Raw genomic sequence first — 12,966 nt, forward strand, 5'->3', positions numbered from 1 at the left:
TTTTGGGGCTAGCGTGGCCCAACGCCATAGGAGAATCAGAGCTTTTCAAGAGAGAGGACACAGAGAAAGACAAGAAAGAGAGGAGAATATGTTACGAGTGATTTAGGGCTGCTATAGCTAAAATACATCGGCTGGATCGGCAGAGCGAAGTTTACTTGTAGCAATTGCGCCTGAAACTGCACACATGACTAGAGTCAGAATAAATACTTGAAGGGCGACACTCGCTTTCATGGTTAAAGGGATTCTTGTGAGTGTGACAAGCAAATTATAGATACCTACTGAGGCGATAAAGCCAGGGACAAATCCCATCACACCAAGAATGATCGCTTCTTGAAGTACAACCATCAGCAGTGAACGATCTGAATAACCCATTGCTTTGAGGGTGGCGTATTCTGATAAGTGGTCGCTGATATCGGCGTAAAGGACTTGATAAAGGATGATGACTCCAACGACGAAACCTACGATAGTACCAAACTTCAAGATGATCCCTTCTGGCTGTGAAGCATGGAATTGTTGTTCTCGTTGAATTAATTCCTCACGAGTGAGTACTGCAACTTCTTTGGGAAGGCGATCGCGCAGCTTTGCTTGTACTGTTTCAATATTTGCTCCTTTTTCTACAGTCAAAACTCCTATCCTGACTTGTTGCAAGCTATTTTGCCCGTTGCGTTGAGCATAATTCCAGTCACTCATGATGACATTACCTTTATCATTCATGGTACTGCCCATATCAAAGAGTCCAACAACGTAAGTGCGGTGATTGTCCATGATTGTTGGTAATTCTTCACGCTTACCAAGCAGTTTTGGAATGTCTCCAAGAGAAGATTGAGAAAGGCGATCAAATAATACAGCATCTGGAATTGCCAGTTTTGCCAATTGTTGATTAACTTCTGGTATTTTAAGTGTAGAAGGTTGGGCAAGATTAAAGGCAATGACTCTAACTTCGTTGCCAAAAAGACGTGAGCGTGGACGTTTTTCTTTACTAAGATTAGCTTCTCCAGAAGAAGAGATTTGATTGGGATTCACCCAATTTGCTCTACCAATATAAACGGGACTAACAGAAGCGACACCTTCTACTGCAGCAGCTTGATAAAGGAAAGCGCGAGGAAAAGATATCCTAAATAGTAAACTTGGACTAAATGAGGAGACTAACAACAAATCTCCTGCCAAACTTTCATGAAGTTTGGTTGAACCATCGGTTAGCATTGCCAAAAGTCCTAGCTGACTAAACATCAGAATATTGGCAAAGCAAACGCCTGTTGTTGCGACAGCAAGGCGAACCTTTTGATGAGACAATTGCGCCCAAGCAAGGGGAGTCTCGAAGTCAATGTTTTTTAAGAATGATTTGAAATAGGGAAATTTCATAATCGAGCAAATAGAGGACAAATCAATTCAAAATTCAAAATTCAAAATTCAAAATTCAAAATTTAGAATTTCTCTCTCTTCGTCAAAATCAAAATCAATGAACAGTTATCAGTGAACAATGAACAGTGAAGGAGTCAGGAGTCAGGAGTCAGGAGTCAGGAGTCAGGAGTCAGGAGCGGAGCCGGAGCCACCAGCCCTTCGGGTTCACAGTCGCCTGTTGTCGGGAAACCCTACCAAGAGCGCTGCTTCACCGCTCCGCCTCCGGTCAGAAGTTGGAATTCTTTATTTCTTCCTTGGTGAATACTGTATTCAGCAATTCTGAATTCTTCAAACTAATAACTGGTAACTGATACTGCGCTTCCTTGGTAACTGGTAACTGATAACTGATAACTGATAATTGATTGGTCACTGGGAATTAGTATCAATCTTGACTCTTACTTGCATACCTGTCAGAGCAGCTACTTTGGGACTATCTTGTGGATCTATGCGGATTTTTACTTCTACTACGCGAGCATTAACATCATTCGTTGGGTTACTTTGGTCTTGATTGAGACGGGTTTTGCCGATTTGTAAACCGATTTGGTCAACTTTACCTTTGATTTCGCCCTGAAAGCCGCCGTATTCACTGATTACTGTAGCTTGCTGTTTTAGACGTACCTTTGTGATATCGGTTTCGTAAACTTCGGCGATCGCATACATTTGATTTGTCCTCCCCAGTTCTGCTATCCCTTGTTGAGTATTGACAAGTTCTCCAACACGGGTGTTGATTCTCAAGATTTGTCCTGCAATTGGGACTCGCACTTGGGTATTATCCAATTCAGCTTTGCGTTGTTCCACCTGAATGAGGGCTTGCTCTAATTCAGCTTTGGCTATTTCTACATCAACAGGACGCACCTCCTGTAATCTTTTCAAATTTGCTTGTTCTTTGGTAAGCTGTGCTTGTAGAGTTGTCTTGGTATTTTCTAACTCAGCTTTGTTGACTTCAAGAGTTGCTGTAGCTTTGTCAAACTCCTCTTGTGTATTATCTAAGTTTGATCGACTGATAGCTCCTTGTTTTGACAAGGCAAGATTACGCTGGTATTTTAGTTTGGCATTACGGAGGGTTGCTTCAACTTGAGCGATCGCAGCTTCTCTCTGTTTCGTTTCAGAACGAATACGAGCCTCTAATTCTGTAATCGCAGCACGTTGAGCTGCAATTTCTCCCTGTTTCACGTCTCCTTGTTGAATTTTCAGCAATTGTGCCCGTTTTATGGCAACATTTGCCTTAGCATCCCTAAGTTGTTGTTCCGCTCTATCTTTTCCTTGTAGAACAGCAATGATTTGATTTGCCTTGACAAACTCACCTTCCTTCACAAAGATTTGGTTCACTCGGCTGTCTTGAGCATTTGCAACTGAAATCTTGATAACATCTCCCTCTGGGACTAATTTACCAAGAGCAACTACCCGAGTCACAGAACTGGGATTTGCTGGAGAAGTTTCAGCAGTCTTATTCTGTGCTTGGGTTGTCGCACCACAAGCGGTACACAAGCCCAGAAAACTGAGAATCGCTGTGTAAGTTACACATAGACGAAGAGCAAAAAATACACCTTGGGTAAATCTATGAGATTGTTGAACCATAATGATAGCGGTTCTCGTTGGATACAAATATCATTCAAGTGTCAAAAAACAAATAATATGCTTAGTACTAATTTTGACAATAAATGGAAACCACCAACGTGTTAGACTCAAGATGTATCTGCAAAGTTCCCACCTGAAAAAGGATAGATTGTAAATTTGTCAAAAGACAAAAGTGATTGTTTCACTTTTGTTTTGGGCTTTTAATTTCGGCTGACAAATACAAATCCTCGAGTCTTACCAGAAGCTGAATCAGTTGTTGCCATAGCCTTCCATAAATCAGCTGTTTTCACCCAAACTGGTGGATATTTGTAACGAGAAACATCCATGATTAAAAATCTATCTGTTTTCTCGTTATATGCTGCTAAAGGTGAAATATGTCCACCTTTTTCTTGCCCAATTTCTTTACGTAAATAATTCACTAACACAAAATTACCTGGCTGTTTCAAATTCTCTGATACCAGTTTTTTAAAATCTTGTTGGTTAGTATCAGCCGCATGGTACACTTTGACTTTCACACCATAAGTACCTAATAATTGCCCTATTTGCTCAAGCGTCATACCCATACGAGAAACAACTTCGGGCGCTAACACTTTTCGCGTAGCTTCGTTCTTAAAAAAGTTTTCTTGAGTAAACACACGGTATGGAGAATACTCAGGTACTTCTGGTGCAGGAATTTGCAAACCATTGAGCACCATAACGATGCTAGCAACTCCACAATAAGCCTGATTATTTTGAGTTACAAATTGCATGCTGAGTGGAAAGAAGTCTTCTCTTGATTGACTTTCAACGAATAACTTTTCACCTTCTGGTGAATTGAAAGCAATTAAATTTTTAGGTAGAGTGAGTGTCTGAGCAAAGACACTTCCAGCAGCAACAACAGTACCTATTATCAAAGTTTTTAAAGGTAATTTGATAGTTTTGAGTAAAATATTCTTCATAGTTATCTGTTTTGAAAAAATCCATAATAGAATACTCTACCAAAACAAGTCATCCATTGGATAAGGAGAAACGAAAACTACAGATGATGATTCAGCTAAACCCTTAGCTTTGGAAAACTCGCTGACAAGTTCTTTAACATCACGTAATTCGCCCTCAACCAAAGAGTTTAATTGGCGCATTTGGGAAGCCGAAATTATGCCGACAAGTTGGGCGATAGCCTAACCTGTTCATAAGACTGGTTTCAGACATTGCAGAAATGCGATCGCCTCTGGGTGTTGAGAACGTAAAAATTCTTCTGGTGTACCCAACACAACTAGTTCTCCTCCACGCATTAACCCAATTCTCGATGCTAATATAAATGCTTCTTGGATATCGTGCGTGACAAACACAACTGTCTTACCTAGTTCCTGCTGTAACCGTTTAAATTCTTGTTGCAGTTCTAACCGCGTAATGGGATCGAGTGCGCCAAAAGGTTCATCCATCAACAATACTGGCGGATCTGCGGCTAAAGCCCTAGCTACACCAACTCGTTGTCTTTGTCCTCCGGAAAGTTCATGTGGATATCTTTGAGCAAATTTATCTGGTTCTAAACCAACTAAATTCAACAATTCACAGACTCTTATTTTAATTTGTTTGGGTTTCCATTTTTCTAAAGATGGAACTAAACCCACATTGCTTTCGACTGTAAAATGAGGAAATAAACCTGTTTCTTGAATAACATAACCAATCTTGCGTCTGAGTTTAATTTCATCCCATTGAGTTGTAGGAATACCATCAAATAGAACTTCGCCTTGTGTGGGTAAAAATAGGCGATTGATTAATTTCATTGTCGTAGTTTTGCCACTACCACTACGTCCTAGTAGTATAAGTGCTTCTCCTTGATGAATAGTGAAATTGAGGTTTGATACCAAGGGGCGATTGTCTCGGCTAAAGGTGACGTTGTGAAATTCGACAGCGATTTGGTTATCCTTTGGCATGACTAACTTGCAAGCTGATTTCTTGTTATTATTTTCTCATTTTATTAATATGTGTTAGCAATATATCATGATCCCAAAGAGAGTGATTATCATTTGCATAAAAGACATGTATGTGTTGTCGTCACAGCATTGCCTTATTCCTACAAAGAAGACGGCAGTTCTGCTTAATTGAGAATTTCTATTATCTGTGAAAAAATGCGTATTTTTCTATATACGTTTTGTATATTTTATTTATGTATTAGTCAAAAAATAATGCGTAAGTCATAAAATATTAAATATCTAAGATATTACTTACTTGAGTGTAAGAACTGCAAAATGTCAGGACCAACTCAAGTTATTTGTCGTGACTTTAGGAGATTATAAATAATGAAGTTTTCTCTACAAAAATCTTTGTTTATTTTTGGAGTTACTCTTTGCTTGGCGCTGGCTTGCGGATTTGCATTGTGGGAACCGAGTATGGCGCAGAGTCAGTTAAAAACACAAGTTGAGGTTACGGGTACAAATATTGCTGGTACTCTAACCTTGATAGAGCAAAACAATGGGGTGGTGCGAATTTCGGGTGAGATTCAAGGTGATCCAGCAACGTTAACTCCCGGTGAACACGGATTGCACATTCATGGTGTGGGTGTGTGCGAACCCAATGCCCAGCCTGCTTTTACCACTGCTGGTGGACATTTTGACCCAGGTCCAGCTCCGTTTGCTTCAGAACTTCCCGTAGAAGCGAACCATCCGTTTCATATGGGTGACTTACCAAACCTTGTGGTGGATGAGCATGGATACGCAAGGTACAATGTCCTAACTAGTCGAGTCACCCTGAGTGAGAGTGCTGTGAGCGTGTTTGACGAAAATGGTAGTGCAATCATCATTCACCAGTTACAAGACTTGCAAAAAGAAGGCGGGACGGGATCAGAAGCAGGCGGACCACGGTTAGCTTGTGGAGTCATCACTCGTAATCATGAAGCTTAAAGAATAACTACGCAATCAACAACCTAGCCTTATCCGCTTGCTCTTGCACAGTTTCCTTAAGCCATTCACTGATAGATTTACCCAGTTTGACAGCGACTGTTTGATCAACAGTCAAAGTCTGTTGGATTTTTTGCTGCAATTCTGGTTTTTTCTGACGGGCTAATTCATCAATTCTTTTATCAGAAACGAAGGCACGTATCCAACCAGGAATATCTGTATCCTTAACTATAGATTCACCAAGAAAGTAAGCTAATATCCCAACAATTGGGGCAATGATTCCAGCAAAAAGTAAGATATGGAATAATCCTGCTAACACAACACCTACAATTAAAGCAACAAGGTGTCCAACAAATATAGAAAGTCCGCTGAAATCATCAAAAGATATAGATGTAGGAACCTTCTGTGTGTGGTCACCTAAGTCAATTGTTTTGCTGACAAATGTGCCTAGTGGTAAACCATACTTCCTACAGATTGAATCTGTTTTTTCTCTGACTTCATTTTGAATTTTTGACAACCACTCAACTAAACAGGTTGTCATTTTGTTGTTAGCATCATTACCTGTAAGCCAAGCTTTCGCTTGCTGCTCTATTTCTGACTCAAGAGATGAGAGCGTGATAATATCTCTGTTACGCCAAGATTGCACACTTGGCTTTATAACTTTGTCTACCAAATCATTTGCCAGTTCCTCTGCTAATTTTTCCCAGAATGCGGGTATGTTATTTCCAACAATACCTGTCAGTTCTCGGTCAAGAAATTGGCTAATTTCTTCCAGAAATCCTTCTGTGCGAATATACACCCGTCCCCAACGTGCCAATCCTCTAGCAATACAAAGTTCAGGTTCTCCATCTCGCTTGCAAGGTAAATCAGGAAATATTTCTTGGCATATTTCCAGAACAAACCACATTTTAGAAGCACTACCTGTGAGGAGAATTGCACTCGGTTGAATGCTTATTTGTTCTAACTTTTGTTTGACTGTTTGCAACTGTTCACGGAAAGCATCACGCCAACTTTTATTGCCAAGTTCTGGCAGAGGTTGACTCAGGATTGCGTTCATCACTTTGCCATTAACCAAGGGCAAAAATTTGAATCTTCTTTGAATATCCTCAATCCCGACATTAACGATGTTTTCTTCGTAAGAATCTTGATAGGTAAAATACTCTTCTTTTGCTTTACGACATCGAAGTTCACAGCGATTTTTGTACAACGGATTTTGCTCAAAAACTTTTTCAAGCTGCGAGATTTCTTCTAACTGCAAAATCTCTTCATCTCTGAGAAGTTCTCCGAGTCGTAAAATTTCTTCGCGTCCTTCTCTATATTGTCTCTGATATTCCAAGGTTTTCTGAAGAATTTGTTTTTCAATCAGGGATGCACCTAAGTCATGTCCAAAATCGATTGGGGTATCAGACATACCCTTGACGAGAGTGTAGTCTGTGGTGGACGAACCAATATCGATAACCAATACTGATTTTTGTAATTCTTCTATGGTGAATATGCCACTTTCTTTAGCATGCATTAAAGCAGCACGTGACTCTTTGACTACAGTTACGTTTGGCAAGCAATCTTCAGAAAGGAGTTGTTTATAACTCTCGATTTCTTCTTGCCACCATCCTGATGGACAACCTATGAAAAAGTCATTGTTATCTGTTGATTGAATTTGTTTAGTCTCAAGCAAATGCTTATAAATAGCATTGACAAATTCTTTCAGATTTTTTCTGTATATTATATCATTAAATTGCCGAGATTTCAACGCAATTTCAAAGATTGTTGCATCCGGCATTTGACACGCCATTTCCCCAATGAAAATTCCTTTTTTGGGATGATGGGCGATCGCGGTGATTTGGCTTTTCCTATTATTAATGAGTAGACTTTGAGGAGTCGTTTCTGGATTATCTGCTCGCACCCATGTTAAAGCCGTTTCTCCGTGTCCCAAATCAAATCCGATGATTTTGATATTGTGATAATCATGCATGAGTAATTCTGTCTGCTCCATAAAATTTATAGTATCTACTTGTTCTCACGCTCTGCGTGGGAACGAGAGTAAAATGATGAATATTGAACGCCCTACGATGCTGAAGATGATGCAGGCTCAATGACGCTACCTGGTAAAAGTACTTGGTCGTCTTTTACAAAGGCGTGTTTTAAGGTAATGTAATCTATCATTTGTGGATCAAGACTCGGCTCAAAGTAGAACATTGACCAAGCTTCCATATCCGCATCTTGTTCTTGTGTAGGTTGATAAACTCGTGTTTCTATTCCGTAGCGTCTCAAAATTGTCGCAGCTTGTTCAATACGTCTACGCACTGCAGTTGGAAGTTGATTTTGTTCATCCAGTGCATCCGCCATCAAGTCTTGTAAATACTCTAACAAGTCCAGATAGTTCTCCAAACCGGGTTTGAATGCTTTCTCTTCCGTTCCCCCATATGCAGCAATAGTTAAATCGATTGTTTGAAAAGCTTGGTAGAGATGCTCAAGTAGTTTATCAATATCTACACCTATTTTCAACTTATTTTTAGGAGGTGTCGTCTGCGAGACAAGACTTGTGTTCTCAGACAACTTCGTTTGCTGAACTAAAATTCCAATCACGCTTCCAGTAATTGCTCCTATCAACCCCCAGGAATAACCACCAGCCAACGTTCCTGTTATACCGCCAGCAACTAGGCTACTCACAACCTCGCGATTTTGCTGTATTTGTTGTAATAATCCTTGCTTGTAATAATCAAGCGATGTCAATGCTTTCAGATTATTTTCTATCTGAACCATTGTGTTAAATGGTGATAAAGTGTTAGAAGCTAACTCAGTTAAACCTAGCTGGTTTTCAGATTGGAAATTGGCACTGTTGTTAGATTTCTCTAGAGTATTTGCGGTTGAATCTTGCAGTTTGACTAAAATTAAAACGCTTGTGTATTGATTGAGCGCCTTTAACATGACTATCGCCAGGCGTGCCTGTGGTGGAGTCAATCCTTGAATGTAATCACCACTGTAGTCTGAAAGCTGATTAATCTCTTCTTGAACTATCTTAACGACTTGCTCTGTTGTTTCTGCACGTTCTAATTGAGATTGTAGCTTTTCTTTTATTTCTTTGTAATACGATATAAGCGTTTTCATAATAGAATTCAAGATAAGAAAATTCAAGGCATCCATCTCTATGGTATCCTTGCTATCTCAGAAGTCTATCTCTAGATTGGTTGGGTTTGCATACCTTTAAAGTCGTATTTTTAAGTATGTATTCCTTATGTTAAGTAAAATACAAATAATTTCCCATAATTAACTATGACTGAGCAATGCACTGCTTTGGTACATTCCTCTGGAACAGATTACCAAAACTGTTAGGTAAATAAAGCGGCGTGCTACTCACTTATATCAAATCCGGTTAATCACTTATTATTCGTCATTGCGAGTGGAACGAAGTGAAACGAAGCAATCGCAACGGTTTAAGATTGCTTCACTCCGCTATCGCTGCGTATGCGCTATGCGCACGCTACGCTAACGCAATGACAATTATTCAAACGGACTTGATATTACTGCCAAATCTCAGTTAAGTCCAAAGTAAATCCTAGTAGCACATCCTCTCCTGAGAGGATGCTGGGATTGTCTAATACTTCCACATCTTGCTCTTGCCTGTATACTTCCACTTTTCGGTTTTTACGATCAATTAACCACCCCAAAGAAGCTCCATTTTCTATGTATTCCCTCATCTTTGCCCGTAACTTTTCTATACTGTCGGACGGTGAACGCAGTTCTACAACAAAGTCTGGGCATATGGGAGCGAAACCTTCTCGTTGTTGGGGTGTGAGTGCTTCCCATCGTTCTAATTTCACCCAAGACGCATCTGGAGAACGATCAGCACCATTGGGGAGATGAAATCCGGTGGATGAGTCAAATACTACCCCTAACTTGGTTTGACGATTCCAAAGCCAAAGTTGTCCTTCAATGTCTATGTTTCGTTTTCCAGCCTCACTTCCAGTGGGGGGCATAACAATTAATTCTCCAGTCGCAGTTCTTTCTAGCCTTAAATCACGATTCACGGCGGCGAGTTCCTTGAACTGTTCATGACTGACTTTGAATGTTTCAGGAATGACGATGGTGGGGTTAACCATACGCTAAAGTCTCGTTAATATCTTAGACTGCTAGGGGATATCTTTGTTACTGTCGAAACACACGTTCAAAAGGCTGGCGACGATAACGACGATAAATATCAAAATCTTTATCAAGAGTTGCAATAGCTGCAATATCTAAACGTTCGGAAATCACAACTAGTGATAAATCTGCAAAATCTCCTGGTAAGTCAGCGTATTGGGTGTTGAGTTCAGCAATACGTATAAAATCCTGCGGTAATAACGGCTCACATTTATAGATGTCAGTTGCTAAATGTGATAAAAACTCATTTTGCACCCGCCAATTAGGAGCAAGAAAATACATCACCTCAGTCACACATCCAACTGTAGTTACTAAATCACTGGTACAACTTACAAAAAATTCACGAACTTGGTTGTGATAGTTATCTGTTGCATTGTAAAAAGCAATCAGTAAAGAGCTATCGACAAGGATAATAGGATAATAAGTCATGCTTCTTGCTTTTGCTGGCGTTGTTCATACCGTTTCTGGAAATACTCCGCCAGATATTTATAGCGTTCATCCCGGTCAGATAAATTACTAGGACCATTGAGTAAATGCTGAGGTTCACCTCCCATTCGCTCTAAAACTGTTTTCCGAGGCTGTAACTTTTGCCAATGTTCATGTATCAGTCGTTTCATCAATTCACTACTTGTGGATTTCTCCTGTGCAAGAATCTCCACTAAATACTTCTCTGTCTCGTCATCCAAGCTTATGTTTATCATAAAAATCCCTGCCTTTGCTTGAGTATAAAATGAATTGTGCGTTTTCAGATTTTCAGTCACCAGGTTCTTTGACAAGAATTGTATTGTAGGCAATGTTTACCTACAAACTTCCCTTATATTCTTCTAACAATTGCGGAATGTAATCATATCCATCCACACCAATCACGGGAATGATGTTAGAACGATTTTTATATAATAATTTCCTGAAAGATTCTTCTCCTATTTGTCCTTGGATAATTGTGAGTAAACCTGCGGATTTATGCCATTCGTTTGAAGCAATTTGGTTTAATAAATACATTCCCAAACAACCAGCGTAGATTGCTTTTTCTGAGTCTTGTAGATGATAATAAGCTTCGGCTAAATTCGCTAAATTCAAAGCTTGAAGATACAAATCACCAGAAATTTGTGCGGCTTGCAAGCCGTCTTCCAAATATTTAATCGCTGTTTGAGGTTGTTCAATCACTAAATAAGCTATACCTAAACTACTCAAACACAAAGCTTTACTTTGAACATCGCCCAGTCGTTCTGATAGTGTTAAACCTTGTTGCAAGTAGTTAATTGCTGTCTCATAAACTTCTGGTTCTACTTGTTCCGTCTGTTGAGCTTGCATAACTTCACTATAGCCCAAGTTTACCAGAGCATTTGCTTCGCCAGTGCGATCGCCTGTTTGCCGACTCAATATTAATGCCCGTTGACTAAAGTCAATTGCATCACCATACATTTTTTGAGCAACGTGAGTACGACTGAGGTGGTTGAGATTGGCAATTTCACAAACGCGATCGCCTGCACTCCGTGCTATTTCCAAAGCTTGCTGATGAAACTCCACAGAACGCCTATATTGTCCGAATGCTCGTTGAGAAGAGCCTAAAAGTGTCAAAATTCTTGCTTTCTCTTGAGTTCCTTCTACCTGACGCAACGGTTCATCCAAATAATTCAGCGCATCTCGTAAGTACTTACCAGAAAAAGAGGCGAAAATTCCCCCGTACAAAGGAAAGTATGAACGCTGTGCAAAGGTTCGCAGAATTTGCAGCATCACTTGAGAACAACCAGCGCTGTAAATTGACGCTGCACTACCAAAACCATTTGCCAGTTGACTCCAAATCACTGCAAAAGTTAAGAAAGTCGAAATTGATAGCTTCGATCCTGCTTTGACATTGTAAGGCTGTTGGTCAAACCAGTTGACTAACCCCCGTTGCAAGTACTGTAAAATGATTGCTATCTCCACCCAATCACGGAGGCTGATACCGCTATGTAGTTGTGCAAATTCTATTGCAGACTTCTCTAATGCTAAGTAGCGAAACAATGCTTGAGGAAACTCACTATTCACTTGCTTTGACCAAGTTGCCCAAGGACCACGTTCTCCCGGTACTCCACCAAATCCCAACGACTCCCGGCTTTGCTCGTACATCCAGCTAACCAAGTGGTCTTGCAGTCGCTGCCAAGCTATTATACCACGATTAATACCATTTGATATATCCTGAAAATCAGAATCAGCTTGGGCAAATTGCTGTAGAGATTTTGATACTTGCTGAAGTTGTTGCAAATTGAGTGCATTCTTCCGGTTGGGATCGATCGCACGTAGAAATGCAGCAAGACGACTTCCCGCTTCTGCTAAAGTCACTTCTCTAATTGCAGAGGTAATAGCTTCTGTGGTTTTATTTTGCTGTTGGGCGCGTTGCCATTGACTTTGAATTGTTTTGATTGCCCGCAGACTCCGGGTTGCTTTCGCTTGCTTGAGTTCGTCTTTTTCGGTGTCTACTTGTTGTTGAATGGAATTGAGGCGATCGCTCAAAGCGAGTTCAAAAACTTCCCCCGTGTCAGCACTCACACCTTTGAGCAACATTTGATAGACTTGCTCTTGAGAGCTAATCTTGCCCTTGAGGGTGGTTTGGATAATTTCGTCGATCAGGGCGAGATACTTTTCGCGCAACGGCAGAGAGTCAGACACTTTAGCAACCAGAATAGGGATATGTCAATTTTAATTGCTGTCTGGGTTATGTTGCAGAAGAAGCCTTGCCAAGGTTTCAACTAGAACGCTTAGGAATACTCCACGTTGGTTTTACCCCACCCCTTACCCCTCCCCTTACTAAGGGGAGGGGAGGTTTTGGCAACAGACAAAACCGGGGTGGGGTAAGCGCGAGAATCGTGGGCAAATCCCATTTAATTTATTCAGGACTTACGCAAAATTATGAAAAAACGAACCGCATAGACGCGCAGCGGTGAGACAGCGCTGCAGGAGGGTTTCCCTCCGTAGGCGACTGCGAACC

General features: G+C 40.5%; 11 protein-coding genes and 1 pseudogene. 1 reads left to right on the forward strand and 11 read right to left on the reverse strand.

Translation table 11 applies throughout. From position 1 onward, the window contains the following. Positions 1 to 117: 117 nt before the first annotated feature. The 5 genes and pseudogenes from devC to DP117_RS00640 all read right to left on the reverse strand — a co-directional run bounded on the left by devC (position 118) and on the right by DP117_RS00640 (position 4,895). On the reverse strand, positions 118 to 1,362 hold the full coding sequence (devC, locus tag DP117_RS00620; RefSeq protein ID WP_169216397.1) for an ABC transporter permease DevC: 1,245 nt from the start codon (positions 1,360 to 1,362) through the stop codon (positions 118 to 120). A gap of 405 nt (positions 1,363 to 1,767) precedes the next feature. After that, positions 1,768 to 2,979, reverse strand: coding sequence for an HlyD family efflux transporter periplasmic adaptor subunit (locus DP117_RS00625; protein WP_169216398.1), 1,212 nt, complete (start codon positions 2,977 to 2,979; stop codon positions 1,768 to 1,770). A gap of 200 nt (positions 2,980 to 3,179) precedes the next feature. Further along, entirely contained in the window at positions 3,180 to 3,917 is a 738-nt protein-coding gene (locus DP117_RS00630) for a phytochelatin synthase family protein (RefSeq protein WP_169216399.1), read from the reverse strand. 36 nt (positions 3,918 to 3,953) lie between these two features. Next, positions 3,954 to 4,136 (reverse strand): annotated as a pseudogene (locus DP117_RS00635) (hypothetical protein); the annotation flags it as partial. A gap of 9 nt (positions 4,137 to 4,145) precedes the next feature. Continuing rightward, entirely contained in the window at positions 4,146 to 4,895 is a 750-nt protein-coding gene (locus tag DP117_RS00640; protein ID WP_169216400.1) for an ATP-binding cassette domain-containing protein, read from the reverse strand. 366 nt (positions 4,896 to 5,261) lie between these two features. Here DP117_RS00640 and DP117_RS00645 point away from each other — a divergent pair, with 366 nt between their 5' ends. Continuing rightward, positions 5,262 to 5,861 (forward strand): superoxide dismutase family protein, encoded by a 600-nt coding sequence (locus DP117_RS00645; RefSeq protein WP_169216401.1) that lies wholly within the window; start codon positions 5,262 to 5,264, stop codon positions 5,859 to 5,861. 7 nt (positions 5,862 to 5,868) lie between these two features. Here DP117_RS00645 and DP117_RS00650 read toward each other — a convergent pair whose 3' ends face one another. From DP117_RS00650 to DP117_RS00675, 6 genes are all read right to left on the reverse strand, one after another. Then, entirely contained in the window at positions 5,869 to 7,851 is a 1,983-nt protein-coding gene (locus DP117_RS00650) for a hypothetical protein (protein ID WP_248277470.1), read from the reverse strand. A gap of 71 nt (positions 7,852 to 7,922) precedes the next feature. Next, positions 7,923 to 8,966: a hypothetical protein gene (locus tag DP117_RS00655; protein ID WP_169216402.1), complete on the reverse strand. Its 1,044-nt coding sequence runs from the start codon at positions 8,964 to 8,966 to the stop codon at positions 7,923 to 7,925. A 413-nt stretch (positions 8,967 to 9,379) separates the two neighbouring features. Continuing rightward, a complete protein-coding gene (locus tag DP117_RS00660) occupies positions 9,380 to 9,958 on the reverse strand; it encodes a Uma2 family endonuclease (protein WP_169216403.1) in 579 nt (192 codons plus the stop codon). 46 nt (positions 9,959 to 10,004) lie between these two features. Next, positions 10,005 to 10,427 carry a PIN domain-containing protein gene (locus tag DP117_RS00665; RefSeq protein WP_169216404.1) on the reverse strand — a complete coding sequence of 141 codons (423 nt, stop codon included), beginning with the start codon at positions 10,425 to 10,427 and terminating at the stop codon, positions 10,005 to 10,007. Next, the gene (locus tag DP117_RS00670) at positions 10,424 to 10,699 is read right to left on the reverse strand and encodes a hypothetical protein (RefSeq protein WP_169216405.1); all 276 of its coding nucleotides are present in this window, start codon (positions 10,697 to 10,699) and stop codon (positions 10,424 to 10,426) included. Before DP117_RS00670 ends, DP117_RS00665 begins: the two co-directional genes overlap by 4 nt. A 100-nt stretch (positions 10,700 to 10,799) precedes the next feature. Next, positions 10,800 to 12,647 carry a tetratricopeptide repeat protein gene (locus DP117_RS00675; protein ID WP_169216406.1) on the reverse strand — a complete coding sequence of 616 codons (1,848 nt, stop codon included), beginning with the start codon at positions 12,645 to 12,647 and terminating at the stop codon, positions 10,800 to 10,802. Between the last annotated feature and the right edge of the window lie 319 nt (positions 12,648 to 12,966).

This window comes from Brasilonema sp. UFV-L1 (assembly GCF_012912105.1).
Taxonomy (GTDB): Bacteria; Cyanobacteriota; Cyanobacteriia; order Cyanobacteriales; family Nostocaceae; genus Brasilonema.